This window comes from Enterobacter sp. RHBSTW-00994, assembly GCF_013782625.1.
GTDB lineage: Bacteria > Pseudomonadota > Gammaproteobacteria > Enterobacterales > Enterobacteriaceae > Enterobacter.
The window spans coordinates 4,302,164-4,321,197 of record NZ_CP056199.1 but is presented as its reverse complement, the minus strand read 5'-3'; the positions used below and the strand labels follow the sequence as shown (position 1 = coordinate 4,321,197).

Genomic DNA, 19,034 nt, shown 5'->3' with positions numbered 1-19,034 from the left:
CAATAAATACGTTTTATTTTTACCGCCTTGAGCGGCAACGAACGAGTAGCAAAACGATGAGTCTGAACCTGGTAAGTGAACATTTGCTGGCAGCGAACGGCCTGAGCCATCAGGACCTGTTTTCCATTCTTGGTCAATTGACCGAACGCCGTCTCGACTACGGCGATCTCTATTTTCAGTCGAGCTATCACGAATCCTGGGTTTTAGAAGACAGCATCATCAAAGATGGTTCTTATAACATTGACCAGGGCGTGGGTGTTCGCGCGGTCAGTGGCGAAAAAACCGGTTTTGCTTACGCGGATCAGATAAGCCTCACCGCGCTGGAGCAAAGTGCTCAGGCTGCGCGTACGATCGTGCGTGAAACGGGGGATGGTCGGGTTAAAACGCTGGGTGAAGTTCAGCATTCCGCGCTCTACACCAGCATCGATCCACTGCAAAGCATGAGCCGTGAAGAGAAGCTGGATATTTTGCGTCGCGTGGACAAAGTTGCGCGTGCTGCTGATAAGCGTGTGCACGAAGTGTCAGCCAGCCTGAGTGGCGTATACGAATTGATTCTGGTTGCGGCGACAGACGGTACGCTGGCTGCGGATGTCCGTCCGCTGGTGCGCCTTTCCGTGAGCGTCCAGGTGGAAGACGATGGCAAGCGCGAACGTGGCTCCAGTGGCGGTGGCGGTCGTTTTGGTTATGACTGGTTCCTTGGTGATGTCGACGGCGAAGCTCGTGCTGATGCGTGGGCGAAAGAAGCTGTGCGTATGGCGCTGGTAAATCTTTCTGCAGTTGCTGCTCCTGCTGGTACATTGCCGGTTGTGCTTGGCGCGGGATGGCCGGGCGTGTTGTTGCACGAAGCGGTCGGTCATGGCCTGGAAGGCGATTTTAACCGTCGAGGCACGTCTGTATTCAGTGGTCAAATGGGTGAGCTGGTGGCTTCAGAGCTTTGTACCGTTGTGGATGACGGTACGATGGCCGATCGCCGCGGCTCTGTATCCATTGATGATGAAGGTACGCCGGGTCAGTACAACACACTGATCGAAAACGGTGTGCTGAAAGGCTACATGCAGGACAAACTTAATGCACGCCTGATGGGCGTTGCCCCGACGGGTAACGGTCGTCGCGAGTCTTATGCGCACCTGCCAATGCCACGTATGACCAATACTTACATGCTACCGGGCCAGTCGACTCCACAAGAGATTATCGAATCTGTTGAGTTTGGGATCTATGCGCCGAACTTCGGCGGTGGTCAGGTGGATATCACCTCTGGTAAGTTTGTTTTCTCAACATCAGAAGCGTATCTGATTGAGAAGGGCAAAGTGACCAAAGCGGTGAAAGGTGCAACCCTGATTGGCTCCGGTATTGAAGCCATGCAGCAGATTTCAATGGTTGGCAACGATCTTAAACTGGATAACGGCGTGGGTGTCTGCGGTAAAGAAGGCCAGAGCCTGCCAGTGGGTGTAGGCCAGCCGACGCTGAAGGTCGATAATCTGACGGTGGGCGGCACGGCCTGACGTTTATCTATATCAAGACCAATGGCGCTCCCCAAAAAGGAGCGCCATTTTTACAGGTTAGTCCTGGCGTACATCGCCCAATGGAATTTCAGGATCGGGCTCGTGAGTAATACGGTTGCGTAAATCACGACGAATAATTTCAATAGACCAAAACCAGACCAGATGACCCACAATTTCTGAGACGTGTTCGTACCAGGGAAGATCAAAGAGCGGTGGCGTAAGGTTCATCAAAGGGAAGGTAAGCATGTGGACAAAAAGCTGAGCTAATGCACCCGCGAGTAACCCCTGCCAGAGCTTTATTTTCGGGAAGACCTCTGCCACTACACAATACCCTACGGCAAAGACGACAGAAAAAATAATATGCGTGACGCCAACCCAGTTAAATATATGTCCTGCAAATGTATAAACGGCTGTATTAGGATCAACAACACCTAACCAGTCACGGAGAAATATATAAGGCGGATTAAGAAAATTACGTGAGCAATCAATCTGACTTACGGCTCTTATCAATTGTTCTGGCACGCACGCACTGCTAAATAAATCAGTGGGGCTACGTGGTGGCAAAGGAACCTCTGCGCCCCATTTTACAAATGAAGAGACAATACCGGCAATCAAGCCGATGAACGCAGCCAGTCCGTATCGCCTGCGCGAAGGGGGTGTTTGTTCAAACATATTCATATTTATTCCTTGTTTAAATATATTCCTGAAAATTATTTTTGTAATTTATATATTCCCCAAAGCAATAATTATCAGAGACATTAACTATGCCTTGATATATTACTGTATTTCGGTGAGTTACACGGTAAATGGGTAGTGACCCTGGTGTCAATTAACCCTCTTTTATTGTGTGAAGGGGAATGTCTGAATGACTGATGCAGCCATTCAGTATATATTCATGAAAAATATAAGTTCATGAATAATGAAAGTGAAAAAATCGCCTGATGTTGATGACAAGGTGTCTTGTCAGGTCTGAGCTACTCTTTTCGCCTTCCGCGCATTCCCTGATACAGCTCCGCTACTTCCACAAAATAGTCAGTCAGGTAGTTAATACACACCTGGACTTTCAGCGGTAACTTGTCCTTTTCGGTATACAGCGCGTAGACCGGGCGTGGATCGGATTGATAGCGCGGGAACAGGATCTCAAGTTCACCATTGTTGATCTCATTGATCACCCACATTAGCGGCGCGTAGGCGATCCCCGCCCCCGCAACCAGCCAGCGTGAAATTGTCATCGGATCGTTGGTGACGAACCGCCCCTGTGGTAGCAGTTTGGTCGAGATCCCCTCCGGAGCAATCAGCTCAAATTCGTTATCAGGACGCACGCTGTATTCCAGCCAGGAATGGTTGCTCAGATCGGCGGGTTTTTCAGGCGTACCGTATTGTGCCAGATAGCTTTTCGACGCGCAGACCACCATCGGCATACTGCCCAGGCGGCGGGAGAAGAGGCTGGAATCCTGTAATGCCCCAACACGAATCACCACATCCAGGCCGTCGGCAATCAGGTCTGGTGCGGGGATGCCGGTCACCAGGTTGACGGTTAACCCTGGGTACTCTTTCAGCATTTCTGCGGTCATACCCGCGAGCACATTTTGTGCCATAGTTGAAGAACACCCAATGCGGAGCGTACCGATGGGGGTGTTGTTAAATGCATAGAGTTGCTCATGTACCTCCTGCACTTCCTGCAGCATGCGACGGCAACCCTGATAGTAAATTTTGCCTGCCTCCGTCAGCCCAATGCTGCGGGTGCTGCGGTTTAGCAGCTTGACCTGCAGCTCATCTTCCAGTTTTGAGACGGTCTGACTGATGGATGAGACACTCATTTGAAGCTGTCTGGCAGCGGCGGTAAAGGAGCCAAATTCGACGACTTTGGCAAATACCGACATGCGTTTTAAACGTTCCATTGTTCACTCTGGCTTAAAAGTGATTTAGATCACATATTATAGATAACAGCATAACAGTTACGTTAATATATTATTAATTACATAACGGCTACGCCACTCTCGCCCGGCATTTCTTGCTCTTCCTGCGGTGGTGCATGCTTAAAAATTCTGTCGCCTGCTCGCTCTCTAATCAAGGTCAACATGAGTCTGTTTCCCGTTATCGTGGCGTTCGGTCTGTCGTTCCCACCGATATTTTTCGAACTTCTTTTATCACTGGCGATCTTCTGGCTGGTGCGCAAGATGCTGGTCCCTACTGGGATCTACGATTTCGTCTGGCATCCTGCATTGTTTAATACCGCGCTCTATTGCTGCCTGTTTTATCTGATATCGCGCATGTTTGTTTGAGGTTGATGTGAAAACGCTAACAAGAAAAATCTCCCGCACTGCCATTACCATGGCGCTGGTTATCCTGGCCTTCATCGCTATCTTTCGTGCCTGGGTGTATTACACCGAGTCGCCGTGGACGCGTGATGCGCGCTTTAGCGCCGATATCGTCGCGATTGCACCAGATGTCGCCGGACTGATTACGGCGGTTAATGTTCGTGATAACCAGCTCGTCAAAAAAGATCAGGTGCTGTTCACCATTGATCAGCCACGTTATCAGAAAGCGCTAGAGGAATCAGAAGCGGATGTAGCGTATTACCAGGCGCTGGCCGCAGAGAAACGCCGTGAAGCAGGGCGTCGTAATCAATTGGGTATTCAGGCGATGTCACGCGAAGAGATCGACCAGTCCAATAACGTGCTGCAAACCGTACTGCACCAGTTGGCAAAATCTGAAGCCTCACGCGACCTCGCAAAACTGGATCTGGAACGTACAGTGATCCGCGCCCCTTCTGATGGTTGGGTGACAAACCTGAATGTCTATACCGGCGAATTCATTACACGCGGATCAACAGCCGTTGCTCTGGTCAAACAACACTCCTTCTACGTGCTGGCCTACATGGAAGAGACCAAACTTGAGGGCGTACGCCCAGGTTTTCGCGCGGAGATTACCCCGCTTGGCAGCAACCGTGTGCTGAAGGGCACTGTGGACAGTATCGCAGCAGGTGTGACCAATTCGAGCGCTACCCGTGATAGCAAAGGGATGGCCACCGTTGACTCTAACCTCGAATGGGTGCGTCTGGCGCAGCGTGTGCCTGTACGTATCCGCCTGGATGAGCAGCAGGGTAACTTGTGGCCCGCTGGTACGACGGCGACCGTGGTGATCACCGGCGAGAAAGACAGAGACGCCAGCCAGGACTCTATTTTCCGTAAAATCGCACATCGCCTGCGTGAGTTTGGTTAATCGCTATGGGCATCTTCTCCATCGCCAGCCAGCACATCCGCTTTGCCGTGAAGCTGGCGAGTGCCATTGTGCTGGCGCTGTTTGTTGGCTTTCACTTTCAACTGGAAACGCCACGCTGGGCTGTGCTGACGGCAGCGATTGTCGCGGCGGGCCCTGCGTTTGCAGCAGGCGGTGAGCCGTATTCGGGGGCAATCCGTTATCGCGGGATGCTGCGTATCGTCGGGACGTTTATTGGGTGTATTGCCGCGCTCACGATCATTATCCTGATGATCCGTACCCCGTTATTGATGTTGATGGTGTGTTGCATCTGGGCCGGTTTTTGTACCTGGGTTTCCTCTCTGGTGAGAGTTGAAAACTCCTACGCCTGGGGACTTTCCGGATATACCGCGCTCATTATTGTGATTACGATTCAGACCGATCCGCTGCTTGCGCCACAGTTTGCGGTGGAGCGCTGTAGCGAAATTGTCATTGGTATTGTCTGTGCCATTGTGGCCGATCTGTTGTTCTCTCCACGCTCCATCAAGCAGGAAGTCGACCGTGAGCTGGATGCACTTCTTGTTGCCCACTATCAACTGATGCAACTGTGCATTAAGCATGGTGATAGCGAAGAGGTGGATAAGGCCTGGAGCGGGCTGGTGCGTCGTACTACGGCGCTGGAGGGGATGCGCAGCAACCTGAATATGGAGTCTTCGCGTTGGGCTCGTGCAAACCGCCGTCTGAAAGTGATTAATACGCTGGGATTAACCCTCATCACTCAGGCGTGTGAAACGTACCTGATCCAGAACACGCGGCCAGAAGCCATTACCAATACCTTTCGCGAGCTTTTTGAAGAACCTGTTGAAACGGTACAGGATATCCACAAACAGCTCAAACGTATGCGTCGGGTTATCGCCTGGACTGGCGAACGAGACACGCCAGAGACAATCTACACCTGGGTCGGGGCGGCGACACGTTATCTGTTACTCAAGCGCGGTGTTATCAGCAACACAAAAATCAGTGCTGCAGAAGAAGAGGTGTTGCAAGGGGAAGTGGTCATCAAGGCCGAGTCGGCAGAGCGTCATCACGCGATGGTCAACTTCTGGCGAACTACGCTTGCCTGTATGCTCGGGACGCTGTTCTGGTTGTGGACAGGCTGGACATCGGGAAGCGGGGCAATGGTGATGATTGCCGTTGTGACTTCGCTGGCCATGCGTTTGCCAAATCCGCGAATGGTCGCGATCGATTTTTTATACGGGACTTTAGCCGCGCTGCCTCTGGGGGCATTTTACTTCCTTGTTGTGATCCCCTCGACTCAACAAAGCATGTTATTGCTCTGTATTAGCCTCGCCGTGCTGGCGTTCTTTATTGGTATCGAGGTGCAGAAACGGCGTATTGGTTCACTGGGGGCGCTGGCGAGTACCATCAACATCATCGTGCTGGATAACCCGATGACGTTCCACTTTAGCCAGTTCCTCGACAGTGCGTTGGGGCAACTGGTGGGCTGTTTCCTGGCGATGATGGTGATCCTGCTGGTACGCGATAATTCTCAGGCACGTACAGGGCGCGTATTGTTGAATCAGTTTGTTTCTGCTGCGGTATCGTCCCTGACGACTAATACCGCGCGGCGGAAAGAGAATCACCTGCCAGCGCTTTATCAGCAGCTGTTTTTACTGCTGAATAAGTTCCCTGGCGATATTGCCAAATTCCGTCTGGCGTTGACGATGATCATCGCACATCAACGTCTGCGCGATGCACCAGTGCCCATCAATGACGATCTTTCGTCATTCCACCGCCAGCTTCGGCGCACGGCTGATCAGGTGATATCGGCATCCAGCGATGACAAACGCCGTCGCTACTTCAGGCAATTACTTGAAGAACTGGATATTTATCAGGAAAAACTGCGGGTCTGGGAAGCGCCACCTCAGGTGACGGAACCGGTAGGGCGGCTGGTGGGCATGCTGCATCGTTATCAAAATGCCCTTACCGACAGCTGAGCACTGTAAAAACCGACGCCAAAAGCGTCGGTTTTTTTGTGGCTATACTTAGTCTTGCAGGTTCTTAAACTCAGAAAGGGAGGACACATGACTATGCAGGCTCTCCAGGATAATGCGCTTTTTCAGACCGGATATCTGGTAAACGGCCTATGGAAAACGCTGGATACCACATTCGATGTACTAAACCCGGCAACGGGTGAGGTGATCGCAAAAATCGCGAAGGCAGGTAAAAAAGAAACCGAAGATGCCATCGCGGCAGCGACCAAAGCGTTCCCCGCATGGCGAGCGAAAACGGCGAAAGAGCGTTCGGCGATCCTCTATCGCTGGTATGAACTCATAATTGAAAACAAAAGCTGGCTTGGGCGTCTGATGACTACCGAACAAGGTAAGCCGCTGAAGGAAGCTGAAGGCGAAGTGGAGTATGCCGCCAGCTTTATCCAGTGGTTCGCGGAACAGGCGAAACGCGCCAACGGGGAAATCATTCCGCCGATCAAACCGGGTTCCCGTATCCTGGCTACGCGCGAACCGGTTGGCGTTGTCGCCGCGATTACGCCATGGAATTTCCCGATGGCAATGTTGACGCGCAAGCTTGGTCCGGCGCTGGCGGCCGGCTGCACCGGTGTTATCAAGCCCGCCAATAACACACCACTCAGTGCGTTTGCACTGCTGACGCTGGCAAAGCAGGCGGGGGTTCCTGATGGTGTATTAAACGCCGTCGCCGGAAACACGCACGAGATTAGCGATGCCATTATGGCCAGTCATGACGTGCGTAAAATCTCGTTTACCGGATCGACCGCCGTCGGAAAAACGCTGGTGCGTAATGCCGCTGAGACAATGAAAAAAGTCTCTATGGAACTCGGGGGAAATGCCCCTTATATCGTGTTTGACGATGCTGATATTGCTGCTGCCGTCAAAGGCGCAATCGCCAATAAATTCCGCAATGCAGGGCAGGTCTGCGTCAGCGTTAACCGTTTCTACATTCAGGAAAATGTCTATGACACCTTTGTTAACCAGCTTGCTGAGGCGGTGAAAGCGCTTAAAGTCGGGAATGGGCTTGATGAAGGTGTTGTGGTTGGTCCACTTATCGAACCGTCGGCGGTGAGTAAAGTCCGGGAGCACGTTGAAGATGCGATTGCGAAAGGTGCGACCGTTCTGGCTGGCGGGAAACTGCATGATCTTGGCGGAAATTTCTGGATGCCGACCGTACTGGGTGATTGCCATGAAGGGATGAAGTTGGCGGAGGAAGAGACATTCGGCCCGGTTGCCGCCTGCTTCAGGTTTACCTCGGAAGATGAAGTGATTATGCGTGCCAATAACACACCATTCGGACTGGCAGCCTATTTCTATACCCAGAACTTGTCGCGTGTTTTTCGCGTCTCACAGGCGATAGAAAGCGGCATGATTGGTATCAATGAATGTGCCGTATCCACAGAGCTTGGGCCTTTCGGGGGGGTGAAAGAGTCTGGGCTGGGGCGTGAGGGATCGGTACTGGGGCTGGATGAATTTCTGGAAGTCAAAACCCTGCATATCGGGGGATTATAATAATCAGGGCGGCGTGCGTCGCCCGCCTGGATTGGGTGGCTGGCAATGAAAATCTATACTTTTGATTTTGACGAGATCGACAGTCAGGAAGACTTCTATCGTGAGTTTATTCGGACATTTGAACTCGGACGGGAAAGCGTCACTAACCTTGATTCACTGTGGGATGTTGTTACCAGCGGGCAGTTGCCATTACCGCTGGAGATCGAGTTTATCCATTTACCCGACAAACTGCGCAGGCGTTTCGGTGCACTGATTTTGTTGTTTGATGAAGCGGAAGAAGAGCTGGAAGGGCAGCTACGCTTCAATGCCCGCCACTGAAACACAGATAAAAAAAGCCCCTGACCAAAAGGCCAGGGGCAAGTCGTATGATGAGATACGACGAGGGTTTATTTATACAGTTCAGCTGTTGCGTGCCAGTGATCACCCTGATTCAGTTCGGTGATACGGTAGCTACTGGCCCCTGCTTTTTCAGCTTTTGCGGACAGTTCCTGACGGATATCCATCGGTGAGCCCGCAACGGATGTTACTGATACGCTACCCATTGGCTGCAGGTTCTGTGCTTGATCAGATGAAACCTGATGCACAGCTGCGCTTGCGCCAAATGAAAGAACGGAAGCTAAGCCAAGGGTTGCGATGATTAATTTAGTGTTCATAGTCTTTACTCCATAATCAGGTTTTCTCAACGGAGAGAAGGGTTAAACAGCTTTTTTTATGCCTGGTGCCGTTGAGTGGTCATTTATCTTCAGATATCAGCAAATCTTATTTGTACAGTTCAGCTGTTGCATGCCAGTGGTCGCCAGTGCGTGCTTCAATGATGCGATAAGATGACGCACCCTGTTCTTCTGCTTTTTTGTTCAGCATGTCACGCATATCCATTGGCGAAGCACTGACTGAGCCAACAGAAACTGTACCGATTGCCTGGCGGGATTGCGCCTGATCTGCGTTGATGGAATCGGCCGCGAAAGCACCGAATGACAGGACTGACAGGATACTCAGAGTCGCTACAGTTGTTTTGATTTTCATGATTTTTACCTCGTCGAATTTTTTATTGGGGTCTTTGTTTCGTGACCCTCATCACAAAATCAAGTATACACTAATAACGTCAAAAATTAATACCAGACTAATTGTTTCCTGCGTTATCAGGTGTTAATCAACAGAGTTTTTATAACTAAATTGCATAAAAATGGTCATTTTATCGTCACAATATTAGGTTATGTCTAAAAAAATCATATGGATATGATACTTTGATTTTTTGTGCGGTTTATTGGATGTGTATTCACTGGGTGAATGTGAAAAGGCAGTAAAAAGCACTATTTGCGAAATTAAATGACGATAGAAAGTAGGGAGTAACGAGGCGGGAGCAGGATGATCCCCGCAGCACGGTGCTACGGGGAGATGGTTTACAGCTCTTGTTCGAACAGAACAAGAATCGCTTCGTAGAGATCTTTTACCGAGAAGCTGTTCGCCGGGGTGGTAAAGATGGTGTCATCACCCGCGATTGTACCCAGGATACCTTCCGCTTTACCCAGTGAGTCGAGCAGACGAGCAATAAGCTGTGCAGCACCAGGGCTTGTGTGGATAACCACAACAGCATCGTTGTAGTCGATATCCAGCACCAGATTTTTCAGCGGGCTGGATGTCGTAGGGACGCCCAGTTCAGCGGGTAAACAATAGACCATTTCCATTTTGGCATTACGCGTACGCACTGCGCCAAATTTGGTTAACATGCGGGAGACTTTCGACTGATTGATGTTTTCGAAGCCTTGTTCCTGCAACGCCTGAACAATCTCTCCCTGAGAACTGAATTTCTCTTCTTTGAGCAGCGCTTTAAACGCCCTCACTAATTCTTCTTGCTTAGACGAGCTTCGCATAAATCACCCGGAGTATGACGATAGAAACACCATTATTATGCATGTAGATGAATTTTTATGCAATTAATCTGCCTGAGGTTAGGCTGAAATAATGTTATGAAAGAGACTGATTTTATCAAATTTCGTTATCAGAAAACATGCCTGGGTCACGGCGCGTAAATAAGCTTAAAAGTAAACTAAATGTTATCAAAATGATGTTGTTTTGGTGACGCAGCAGGGTGTATTGTAACCACCTCTTAATTCGTTGCCGCCTATTGCCCGATAGCATTCTGGCGATAGCGAAAGGCGCGTGACCTCAAATTCTTTAGCTACGAAAATTGTAATTATTTACCTGCTGAATTATGGTCGCCGCAACAGAGTTACAGATACTTAAGTTAACCATAATAAGGAGTTTAGGATGAAAGTCGCAGTCCTCGGCGCTGCTGGTGGTATCGGCCAGGCGCTTGCCCTACTACTGAAAACCCAACTGCCTTCAGGCTCAGAACTCTCCCTGTACGATATTGCTCCGGTGACCCCAGGTGTGGCGGTTGACCTGAGCCACATCCCGACAGCTGTGAAAATCAAAGGCTTCTCCGGTGAAGATGCTCGTCCAGCACTGCAAGGTGCTGACGTGGTGCTGATCTCTGCAGGTGTGGCGCGTAAACCCGGTATGGATCGTTCAGACCTGTTTAACGTCAACGCTGGGATCGTAAAAAACCTGGTACAGCAGATTGCAGAAACCTGCCCTAAAGCGTGCATTGGCATCATCACTAACCCAGTAAACACCACGGTTGCTATCGCTGCTGAAGTGTTGAAGAAAGCCGGTGTTTACGACAAAAATAAACTGTTTGGCGTGACCACACTGGATATCATCCGTTCCAACACCTTTGTTGCTGAACTGAAAGGCAAACAGCCTGATGAAATCGAAGTACCGGTTATCGGCGGCCATTCTGGTGTGACTATTCTGCCGCTGTTGTCGCAGATCCCTGGTGTGAGCTTTACCGAGCAGGAAGTCGCGGACCTGACCAAACGTATTCAAAACGCGGGTACTGAAGTGGTGGAAGCGAAGGCGGGTGGCGGGTCAGCAACCCTGTCTATGGGCCAGGCGGCTGCACGTTTTGGTCTGTCACTGGTTCGCGCTATGCAAGGTGAGAAAGGCGTTGTGGAATGTGCGTACGTCGAAGGTGACGGCGAGCATGCGCGTTTCTTCTCTCAGCCTTTGCTGTTGGGTAAAAATGGTGTCGAAGAGCGTCAGTCTATTGGCAAGCTGAGCGCATTTGAGCAAAATGCGATGGAAGGCATGCTGGATACGCTGCGTAAAGATATTACCCTGGGTGAAGAGTTCGTTAACAAGTAAACGAACGCTCGGGATGTAAAAAACCGGAGCCATTGTCATTGGCTCCGGTTTTTTTATCTCTGTCAGTTGGTGGCGGGGTATTCCTGAATCGTCACTTGAAGCGTCAGTTTTTTATCATTTCGCATGACTTCGACTGGGATGATGGAACCCGGACGGATTTCAGCAACCTGATCCATGGTCTCTAATGCAGATACCGCAGGTGTGCCATTCACTGAAACAATCACATCATTAACCTGAAGGCCTGCATTTGCCGCAGGACCGCCAGGCGTTACTTCGTTGACCACGATGCCCTGGATCTGATCAATGCCGCCACCCTGCGTGTGCATAGGGGCAATTTCACGACCGCCAATTCCAATGTAACCACGGATGACGCGACCATCTCGGATAAGTTTGTCCATAATCTTGGTGGCCAACTGAAACGGGATGGCAAAGCCAATCCCTTCGGGTGTCTCACCATCATTGCTCTTATCAAATGATAATGTATTGATGCCCATGAGCTCGCCCAACGAGTTAACCAGCGCGCCGCCGGAGTTACCATGGTTAATGGAAGCATCCGTTTGCAGGAAGTTTTGCCTGCCTGATGGGTTCAGGCCGATTCTACCGGTGGCGCTGATGATCCCCTGTGTGATGGTTTGTCCCAGGTTATACGGGTTACCGATAGCCAGGACCACATCACCAATATGTGGCGTGCGTTTGCGATTAATCGGGATGACGGGCAAGCCGTTATTTGCGTTGATTTTCAATACCGCCAGGTCGGTCAGGCTATCAGAGCCGACCAACAGGGCTTCGAACACACGACCATCCTGCAGAGCAACAATGATCTGGTCGGCATCGTTGATCACGTGTTTGTTGGTAATAATGTAGCCACGTTCATCCATGATCACGCCAGAGCCGAGAGTTCGGATCTCCAGTTGGTTATGGGTTGTACTGTTAAGACCCCGGTTATAAACGTTAACCACCGCAGGTGCGGCACGGCGGACGGCCTGGTTGTAGGTCGCAGGCGTTTCATCCGTACTGTCAAACTGTGGCGTCGTCAGTTTGTTGAACTGACGCAAAGACGGCATGGCCGCCAATAACAGGCCGCCGACGATCAAACCGATAGCAATTGAACGAAAAAGCTTTAAAAGCATGATGCGCGTGTCGTTAAAAAAGGAACGATTTGCAGCATAGCATGAGTTATCCGGACATCACACGCAGCGGTGATGTCCGGATTCGCAAATGCTTAGCGCAGTAAAATATAGATAGTGTCGTTGCCGCGGACAATTTGCAGGGCAATGACTGTCGGCTTGCTCTCCAGCACTTTGCGCATATCGGCAATCGACTGCACGCGGTCGCGGTTCACACCGATGATCACATCATCCTGATGTAAGCCAGCCTGGGCCGCTGGGCTGCTCTTCTCTACGGTGTCGATGGTAATACCTTTGGTTCCATCTTTGAGTTGCCCGTCGCTCAGAGTCGCCCCCTGCAAGGCTGGAGCGATAAGTTCAGCACTGGCGGATGACGAGGTGCTCTTATCCAGGGTAACCTCGACGTCCAGCGGTTTCCCATCGCGAATCAGACCTAACTTCACTTTAGCGCCAGGCTCGGTGGTGGCAATACGGGAACGTAGTTCAGCAAAGCTGCTTAGAGGCTTACCGTTCAGGCTAACAATGACATCACCCGATTTTACACCCGCTTTGGCAGAACCAGAATTAGGCAGAACTTCACTGACAAATGCCCCGCGCTGCACGTCAATGTTAAAGGCTTTGGCGATATCCGCACTCATCTCCATCCCTTTGATACCCAGCAGTCCACGTTTGACCTCACCAAACTGAATGAGTTGCTGCGCCAGAGTTTTGGCCATGTTACTTGGGATAGCAAAACCGATGCCTATACTGCCGCCGCCAGGGGCCAGAATTGCGGTATTGATACCAATCAATTCACCATTAAGGTTGAGCAATGCACCACCGGAGTTACCTCTGTTAATGGAGGCATCTGTCTGGATAAAGTTCTCAAGACCTTCCAGGTTCAGGCCGCTGCGACCCAGTGCGGAGATGATCCCGGACGTGGCGGTTTGCCCTAAACCGAATGGATTTCCGACAGCCACGGCGAAATCACCGACGCGCAGTTTGTCAGAGTCTGCAATCGTTATTTGTGTCAGATTGCTGGGGTTTTGAATCTGTAATAATGCGATGTCACTTTGGTCATCACCACCGATCAACTTGGCGTCAAATTCCCGGCCATCATTCATCTGCACGCTGATCTTATCTGCCTGGCTGATGACGTGGTTGTTGGTCAGGATATAACCTTTTTCGGCATCGATTACCACGCCTGAACCCAGGCCTTCAAAAGGTTGTGCCTGCTGGTCAGGCGATTCATCGCCAAAATACTTTTTCAGTTCTTCTGGTACACGCTGATTTTGCAGCGCAGTACCTTCCACTTTCACGCTGACCACGGCAGGTAAGACTTTCTCCAGCATTGGCGCGAGACTAGGAATCGCCGCTTGCCCTGGAACTTGCGCGGGTAGGGTAGCGGAGGCAGGGAAGGATGCCGAGAGAGATAACCCGACACTTAACGCTAATGCGCTCAACAGCTGGTTTTTTTTCTTCATTGATGCTGACTCTCGTATCCTGGAATGAAAGAAGAACGGCCCCAAAAACACTTTGATGTTATTGAATTTTAAACCGCTGAACAATGAGGTGTTTGACTAAATAATAGCTGGGGTCGGAAAGAAAGGACGGGCGCAATACATGCGCCCGTAAAATATATTTAGGTTATGCGATTAATCGCGTTTTGCGCCACCGCGCAGAAGGCCGGACGCACCATCAGAGTAATCGCGTGGCATTTGCACAGGAGCCTGATCGTTACTGGCTTCGGACTCTGCCAGACGGTTACGGAACGGATTGGTTTCCGCGGTCATTTCCGGCAGCAGGTTGCTTGAGCTTTTGGCCATGTGTTGATACAGCTGACGATAGTCGGTTGCCATGTTATCCAGCAGCTCGGCGCTACGGGCAAAGTGGCTAACCAGCTCTTCACGATACTCTTCCAGTTCAGCTTTATTCTTTTCCAGTTCGTACTGTAAGGACTGCTGCTGACGTAATTTGCGATTACCGAAACGCATGGCCACAGCACCGATGACGATGCCGACGACTAAACCGATTAGCGCATATTCCCAGGTCATGAACTTCTCCCGTTATCTTGTGGTTCCGTAGGGTGTTGGCTCGGCTCCTGCCTGTGCCTGATATTGCCACTATAACCGCTATTTCCGCAGAAGTGGAATCCTGACGTATCATCGCGTAGTGTAGAACGGCCTTTTTTTCATCAGTTGTACGTATTGATGAGTGTTAACCGAAGGAATAACAACAATATTATGCAAAGCCTTTCTCCCTTATCGCGATATCAACTGGCCCTGAATGAGGGGTCACATCAGCCCGATGACGTCCAGCGCGAAGCCGTAAACCAACTGGATATTATTTATCAGGAACTCACGGTCAAACCCGAAGAACTGGTGAGTCGCGGTGGGTTGAAGGCGGCGTTTAGCCGGTTACTGGGAAAAAAAGAGCAGCAGGTCAATGCACCCGCCCGTGGTTTATATATGTGGGGCGGTGTCGGACGTGGAAAAACCTGGTTGATGGACATGTTCTACCAGAGCTTGCCGGGAACGCGGAAACAGCGCCTGCACTTCCATCGATTTATGCTTCGGGTTCATGAAGAACTGACGGCGTTGCAAGGTAAAAGTGACCCGCTGGAGATTGTTGCCGATCGGTTCAAGGCAGAAACTGACGTGCTGTGTTTTGACGAGTTCTTTGTCTCTGATATCACTGATGCCATGCTGCTGGGTGGCTTGATGAAAGCGCTGTTTGCCCGCGGTATCACGCTCGTGGCGACGTCGAATATTCCACCCGATGATCTGTACCGTAACGGCTTACAACGGGCCAGATTCCTGCCCGCCATCGATGCGATTAAACAACACTGCGACATCATGAACGTCGATGCCGGGGTAGATTATCGTCTGCGTACACTGACTCAGGCGCATTTGTGGTTGTCGCCGTTAAATGATGAGACGCAAAGCCAGATGGATAAACTATGGCTGGCACTGGCTGGGGCGAAGCACAATACAGCTCCAGAGCTGGAAATCAATCACCGGCCGCTACAGACTCTGGGTGTGGAAAATCAAACGCTCGCAGTATCCTTTGCAACACTTTGTGTCGATGCCCGTAGCCAGCATGATTACATTGCGCTTTCACGCCTTTTCCATACGGTAATGCTTCACGATGTGCCAGTGATGACGCCGCTAATGGAGAGTGAAGCGCGTCGATTTATCGCACTGGTGGATGAGTTTTATGAGCGGCATGTAAAGCTCGTGGTGAGTTCTGCTGTACCTTTATATGAGGTATACCAGGGTGAAAGACTGAAATTTGAGTTCCAGCGTTGTTTGTCGCGCTTGCAGGAGATGCAAAGCGAAGAGTACCTGAAGCGCCAGCATATGCCATAAATGCGCCCCTCTCCCCGCGGGAGAAGGGTCGGAGGAGAGAGCATCAGGCCGCACAAAACCCACCCACCGAAAAACCCGCTCCGAATCACATTTAGGGGTCGACCTTTGACCCTGACTTCTCTATAATCTTGCGACCCCACGTTACGAGAAGGTTTTTTTCCCAAAACTTTCTATGCGCCGGCATAGGCTATTCGAAGGGGTAGGTTTGCTGGACAATGTCGTGTGAACCTCAACTGACTAAACGTTTGGGTGTTCACCAACGTGTAACTTATTATTTGGGTAAGCTTTTAATGAAAACTTTTACAGCTAAACCAGAAACCGTAAAACGCGACTGGTATGTTGTTGACGCGACCGGTAAAACTCTGGGCCGTCTGGCTTCCGAACTGGCTCGTCGCCTGCGCGGTAAGCACAAAGCGGAATACACTCCGCACGTTGATACTGGTGATTACATCATCGTTCTGAACGCAGAAAAAGTTGCTGTAACCGGCAACAAGCGCGAAGACAAAATGTATTACCACCACACCGGCCACATCGGTGGTATCAAAGAAGCGACCTTTGAAGAGATGATTGCCCGCCGTCCTGAGCGTGTGATTGAAATCGCGGTTAAAGGCATGCTGCCAAAAGGCCCGCTGGGTCGTGCTATGTACCGTAAACTGAAAGTTTACGCGGGTAACGAGCACAACCACGCGGCACAGCAACCGCAAGTTCTTGACATCTAATCGGGATTATAGGCAATGGCTGAAAATCAATACTACGGCACTGGTCGCCGCAAAAGTTCCGCAGCTCGCGTGTTCATCAAACCGGGCAGTGGTAAAATCGTAATCAACCAACGTTCTCTGGAACAGTACTTCGGTCGTGAAACTGCCCGCATGGTAGTTCGCCAGCCGCTGGAACTGGTTGATATGGTAGAAAAACTGGATCTGTACATCACTGTTAAAGGTGGTGGTATCTCCGGTCAGGCAGGTGCGATCCGTCACGGTATCACCCGCGCTCTGATGGAGTACGACGAATCCCTGCGTTCTGAACTGCGTAAAGCTGGCTTCGTTACTCGTGACGCTCGTCAGGTTGAACGTAAGAAAGTGGGTCTGCGTAAAGCACGTCGTCGTCCACAGTTCTCCAAACGTTAATCTGCTTTCTGCTTATTGCAGAACGATTGGCGAAAAACCCGCTCCGGCGGGTTTTTTTATGGATAATGCCCATGTTATCCACAATATGAACGCATATATCTCCTCTTTTTCCTCATTTCCAGAATCCCCTCACCACAAAGGTCGTAAAATCTGGTAAACTATCATCCAATTTTCTGCCCAAATATCGATGAACACTCGGTTTTTGTTCGATTTATGAACAGTAGTGTTTGCTCTTGAATGGGCGATACAACATCTGGCTGGCCCTTGTTGGGCTGGTAGCAGTAAAAATTCTGAATATACCTGGAGGTTTTCATGGCTGTCGCTGCCAACAAACGTTCGGTAATGACGCTGTTTTCTGGTCCTACTGACATTTATAGCCATCAGGTTCGTATCGTGCTGGCCGAGAAGGGTGTCAGTTTTGAGATCGAGCATGTGGAAAAGGATAACCCACCTCAGGATCTTATCGATCTCAACCCGAGCCAAAGTGTTCCGACGTTGGTTGATCGTGAGCTGACCTTGTGGGAATCCCGTATCATTATGGAATATCTGGATGAGCGTTTCCCGCATCCACCACTGATGCCTGTTTACCCTGTTGCACGTGGTGAAAGCCGCCTGTACATGCAGCGCATCGAGAAAGACTGGTACTCGCTGATGAACGTTATCGTTAACGGTTCGTCTTCTGAAGCGGATGCTGCACGTAAGCAACTGCGTGAAGAGCTGCTGGCAATTGCGCCAGTGTTCGGTCAGAAACCGTTCTTCCTGAGCGATGAGTTCAGCCTGGTTGATTGCTACCTGGCTCCACTGCTGTGGCGTCTGCCGACGCTGGGTGTGGAATTCAGTGGCCCTGGTTCTAAAGAGCTGAAAGGTTATATGACGCGTGTGTTTGAACGTGACTCTTTCCTGGCGTCTTTGACTGAGCCTGAACGTGAAATGCGTCTCGGCCGGGGTTAATGATTGTGGAAATGTCACAGCTATCTCCCCGCCGCCCGTATCTGCTGCGTGCATTCTATGAATGGTTGCTGGATAACCAGCTCACGCCGCACCTGGTGGTGGATGTGACGTTGCCGGGAGTGCTTGTTCCTATGGAATACGCCCGTGACGGACAAATTGTTCTGAATATTGCCCCCCGTGCGGTGGGTAATCTGGAGTTGGCTAACGACGAAGTGCGCTTTAATGCGCGCTTTGGTGGTGTGCCGCGTCAGGTGTCCGTTCCGTTGGCTGCGGTGCTGGCGATCTATGCCCGTGAGAACGGTGCTGGAACGATGTTTGAGCCAGAAACGGCTTATGATGAAGATGTTGCCAGTCTCAACGATGATGACGTCTCTGACGAACGCGAAAGCGACACAGTGATGTCTCTTATCGATGGCGATAAGCCCGATCATGATCACGACAACGACCCTGATGACGATCCGCCTCCGCGCGGCGGTCGTCCGGCCTTACGCGTTGTAAAATAAACACATTTAGTTTATTTATAAAACCAGTCAATATTATTCTTGACTGGTTTTTTTATGGCAGTAGTTTATTGAAAGGTATCATAAGTGATGCAGTTAAAACTAACACAAATATATATTTTTAAAAATTTATTTGATAGTGATATTTTAAATTATCCACTACGAAAGTAGGAGAGTTTTTTGTTAGTTTATATCCATTATTGTAATTAAATGACATGAAAAATTCAGTATGTATATAATGATCGAAGTCATGTTGGTAACCGCACTATTAAATAGTGTAGGGGGCGATAATATTCATATTTAATACGAAGAATAGCTAAATAAGTAAAGCTATATATTGGTGAAAAATGATGTGATAAAAATTATATGTGATGAATTATTAATGTCGTGAATTGTTTGTTCTCTTAGTTGTCTTTTATACTACGATTCATACTTACAGCTAATTTATTGAACATTACTGCAAGTCATAGTTAAAAATTCTAAATTGAATGTATTTGTTGATAATGTATTATTTTATAGCATCACTCTCCGTT

20 protein-coding genes are annotated in these 19,034 nt (G+C 50.0%); 12 read left to right on the top strand and 8 right to left on the bottom strand.

Annotation, left to right across the window (positions count from 1 at the left end; genetic code table 11):
- The first annotated feature begins 56 nt into the window (after positions 1-56).
- Complete coding sequence (tldD, locus tag HV346_RS20595) at positions 57-1,502, top strand: metalloprotease TldD (RefSeq protein ID WP_181621008.1); 1,446 nt, start codon at positions 57-59, stop codon at positions 1,500-1,502.
- Between the two features lie 57 nt (positions 1,503-1,559).
- Here tldD and HV346_RS20590 read toward each other — a convergent pair whose 3' ends face one another.
- Both HV346_RS20590 and aaeR read right to left on the bottom strand, forming a co-directional pair.
- A complete protein-coding gene (locus tag HV346_RS20590) occupies positions 1,560-2,180 on the bottom strand; it encodes a YagU family protein (protein WP_181621007.1) in 621 nt (206 codons plus the stop codon).
- A gap of 296 nt (positions 2,181-2,476) precedes the next feature.
- Positions 2,477-3,403, bottom strand: a complete 927-nt coding sequence (gene aaeR / locus HV346_RS20585) for an HTH-type transcriptional activator AaeR (protein WP_181621006.1) — start codon at positions 3,401-3,403, stop codon at positions 2,477-2,479.
- A gap of 180 nt (positions 3,404-3,583) precedes the next feature.
- On the opposite strand from aaeR, the gene aaeX reads away from it, so the two are divergent.
- From aaeX to HV346_RS20560, 5 genes are all read left to right on the top strand, one after another.
- Positions 3,584-3,787, top strand: a complete 204-nt coding sequence (gene aaeX / locus HV346_RS20580) for a p-hydroxybenzoic acid efflux pump operon protein AaeX (RefSeq protein ID WP_181621004.1) — start codon at positions 3,584-3,586, stop codon at positions 3,785-3,787.
- Between the two features lie 7 nt (positions 3,788-3,794).
- The gene (gene aaeA, locus HV346_RS20575; RefSeq protein WP_181621002.1) at positions 3,795-4,727 is read left to right on the top strand and encodes a p-hydroxybenzoic acid efflux pump subunit AaeA; all 933 of its coding nucleotides are present in this window, start codon (positions 3,795-3,797) and stop codon (positions 4,725-4,727) included.
- Positions 4,728-4,732: 5 nt separating this feature from the next.
- Positions 4,733-6,700, top strand: coding sequence for a p-hydroxybenzoic acid efflux pump subunit AaeB (gene aaeB / locus HV346_RS20570; protein ID WP_181621000.1), 1,968 nt, complete (start codon positions 4,733-4,735; stop codon positions 6,698-6,700).
- An 87-nt stretch (positions 6,701-6,787) separates the two neighbouring features.
- On the top strand, positions 6,788-8,242 hold the full coding sequence (locus HV346_RS20565) for an NAD-dependent succinate-semialdehyde dehydrogenase (protein ID WP_181620999.1): 1,455 nt from the start codon (positions 6,788-6,790) through the stop codon (positions 8,240-8,242).
- Between the two features lie 45 nt (positions 8,243-8,287).
- On the top strand, positions 8,288-8,560 hold the full coding sequence (locus HV346_RS20560) for a barstar family protein (protein WP_181620998.1): 273 nt from the start codon (positions 8,288-8,290) through the stop codon (positions 8,558-8,560).
- Between the two features lie 68 nt (positions 8,561-8,628).
- On the opposite strand, the gene yhcN (HV346_RS20555) is transcribed toward HV346_RS20560, so the two are convergent.
- From yhcN (HV346_RS20555) to argR, 3 genes are all read right to left on the bottom strand, one after another.
- Positions 8,629-8,895, bottom strand: coding sequence for a peroxide/acid stress response protein YhcN (gene yhcN / locus HV346_RS20555; protein WP_181620997.1), 267 nt, complete (start codon positions 8,893-8,895; stop codon positions 8,629-8,631).
- A gap of 106 nt (positions 8,896-9,001) precedes the next feature.
- Positions 9,002-9,265: a peroxide/acid stress response protein YhcN gene (yhcN, locus tag HV346_RS20550; protein ID WP_181620996.1), complete on the bottom strand. Its 264-nt coding sequence runs from the start codon at positions 9,263-9,265 to the stop codon at positions 9,002-9,004.
- A gap of 377 nt (positions 9,266-9,642) precedes the next feature.
- Positions 9,643-10,113 carry a transcriptional regulator ArgR gene (gene argR, locus HV346_RS20545; protein ID WP_181620995.1) on the bottom strand — a complete coding sequence of 157 codons (471 nt, stop codon included), beginning with the start codon at positions 10,111-10,113 and terminating at the stop codon, positions 9,643-9,645.
- 397 nt (positions 10,114-10,510) lie between these two features.
- Here argR and mdh point away from each other — a divergent pair, with 397 nt between their 5' ends.
- A complete protein-coding gene (gene mdh, locus HV346_RS20540; RefSeq protein WP_181620994.1) occupies positions 10,511-11,449 on the top strand; it encodes a malate dehydrogenase in 939 nt (312 codons plus the stop codon).
- Between the two features lie 62 nt (positions 11,450-11,511).
- Here the strand turns inward: mdh and degS are convergent, their stop codons facing one another.
- The 3 genes from degS to zapG all read right to left on the bottom strand — a co-directional run bounded on the left by degS (position 11,512) and on the right by zapG (position 14,609).
- Entirely contained in the window at positions 11,512-12,579 is a 1,068-nt protein-coding gene (gene degS / locus HV346_RS20535; RefSeq protein ID WP_181620993.1) for an outer membrane-stress sensor serine endopeptidase DegS, read from the bottom strand.
- A 92-nt stretch (positions 12,580-12,671) separates the two neighbouring features.
- Entirely contained in the window at positions 12,672-14,039 is a 1,368-nt protein-coding gene (degQ, locus tag HV346_RS20530; RefSeq protein ID WP_181620992.1) for a serine endoprotease DegQ, read from the bottom strand.
- Between the two features lie 171 nt (positions 14,040-14,210).
- Positions 14,211-14,609 (bottom strand): Z-ring associated protein ZapG, encoded by a 399-nt coding sequence (zapG, locus tag HV346_RS20525; RefSeq protein ID WP_181620991.1) that lies wholly within the window; start codon positions 14,607-14,609, stop codon positions 14,211-14,213.
- Positions 14,610-14,798: 189 nt separating this feature from the next.
- On the opposite strand from zapG, the gene zapE reads away from it, so the two are divergent.
- The 5 genes from zapE (at position 14,799) to sspB (ending at position 18,504) form a co-directional block, all read left to right on the top strand.
- The gene (gene zapE, locus HV346_RS20520) at positions 14,799-15,923 is read left to right on the top strand and encodes a cell division protein ZapE (protein ID WP_181620990.1); all 1,125 of its coding nucleotides are present in this window, start codon (positions 14,799-14,801) and stop codon (positions 15,921-15,923) included.
- A gap of 290 nt (positions 15,924-16,213) precedes the next feature.
- Entirely contained in the window at positions 16,214-16,642 is a 429-nt protein-coding gene (gene rplM / locus HV346_RS20515) for a 50S ribosomal protein L13 (RefSeq protein WP_004868222.1), read from the top strand.
- A 15-nt stretch (positions 16,643-16,657) separates the two neighbouring features.
- On the top strand, positions 16,658-17,050 hold the full coding sequence (rpsI, locus tag HV346_RS20510) for a 30S ribosomal protein S9 (protein WP_003860436.1): 393 nt from the start codon (positions 16,658-16,660) through the stop codon (positions 17,048-17,050).
- 312 nt (positions 17,051-17,362) lie between these two features.
- Positions 17,363-18,001, top strand: a complete 639-nt coding sequence (sspA, locus tag HV346_RS20505) for a stringent starvation protein SspA (RefSeq protein WP_181620989.1) — start codon at positions 17,363-17,365, stop codon at positions 17,999-18,001.
- Between the two features lie 5 nt (positions 18,002-18,006).
- Positions 18,007-18,504, top strand: coding sequence for a ClpXP protease specificity-enhancing factor (gene sspB, locus HV346_RS20500; protein WP_181623847.1), 498 nt, complete (start codon positions 18,007-18,009; stop codon positions 18,502-18,504).
- Positions 18,505-19,034 lie beyond the last annotated feature (530 nt).

Coding starts and splice junctions, on each gene's coding strand:
- tldD (WP_181621008.1), top strand. CDS start 57: ATGAGTCTGAACCTGGTAAGTGAACATTTGCTGGCAGCGAACGGCCTG.
- HV346_RS20590 (WP_181621007.1), bottom strand. CDS start 2,180: ATGAATATGTTTGAACAAACACCCCCTTCGCGCAGGCGATACGGACTG.
- aaeR (WP_181621006.1), bottom strand. CDS start 3,403: ATGGAACGTTTAAAACGCATGTCGGTATTTGCCAAAGTCGTCGAATTT.
- aaeX (WP_181621004.1), top strand. CDS start 3,584: ATGAGTCTGTTTCCCGTTATCGTGGCGTTCGGTCTGTCGTTCCCACCG.
- aaeB (WP_181621000.1), top strand. CDS start 4,733: ATGGGCATCTTCTCCATCGCCAGCCAGCACATCCGCTTTGCCGTGAAG.
- HV346_RS20565 (WP_181620999.1), top strand. CDS start 6,788: ATGACTATGCAGGCTCTCCAGGATAATGCGCTTTTTCAGACCGGATAT.
- HV346_RS20560 (WP_181620998.1), top strand. CDS start 8,288: ATGAAAATCTATACTTTTGATTTTGACGAGATCGACAGTCAGGAAGAC.
- yhcN (WP_181620997.1), bottom strand. CDS start 8,895: ATGAACACTAAATTAATCATCGCAACCCTTGGCTTAGCTTCCGTTCTT.
- yhcN (WP_181620996.1), bottom strand. CDS start 9,265: ATGAAAATCAAAACAACTGTAGCGACTCTGAGTATCCTGTCAGTCCTG.
- argR (WP_181620995.1), bottom strand. CDS start 10,113: ATGCGAAGCTCGTCTAAGCAAGAAGAATTAGTGAGGGCGTTTAAAGCG.
- mdh (WP_181620994.1), top strand. CDS start 10,511: ATGAAAGTCGCAGTCCTCGGCGCTGCTGGTGGTATCGGCCAGGCGCTT.
- degS (WP_181620993.1), bottom strand. CDS start 12,579: ATGCTTTTAAAGCTTTTTCGTTCAATTGCTATCGGTTTGATCGTCGGC.
- degQ (WP_181620992.1), bottom strand. CDS start 14,039: ATGAAGAAAAAAAACCAGCTGTTGAGCGCATTAGCGTTAAGTGTCGGG.
- zapG (WP_181620991.1), bottom strand. CDS start 14,609: ATGACCTGGGAATATGCGCTAATCGGTTTAGTCGTCGGCATCGTCATC.
- zapE (WP_181620990.1), top strand. CDS start 14,799: ATGCAAAGCCTTTCTCCCTTATCGCGATATCAACTGGCCCTGAATGAG.
- rplM (WP_004868222.1), top strand. CDS start 16,214: ATGAAAACTTTTACAGCTAAACCAGAAACCGTAAAACGCGACTGGTAT.
- rpsI (WP_003860436.1), top strand. CDS start 16,658: ATGGCTGAAAATCAATACTACGGCACTGGTCGCCGCAAAAGTTCCGCA.
- sspA (WP_181620989.1), top strand. CDS start 17,363: ATGGCTGTCGCTGCCAACAAACGTTCGGTAATGACGCTGTTTTCTGGT.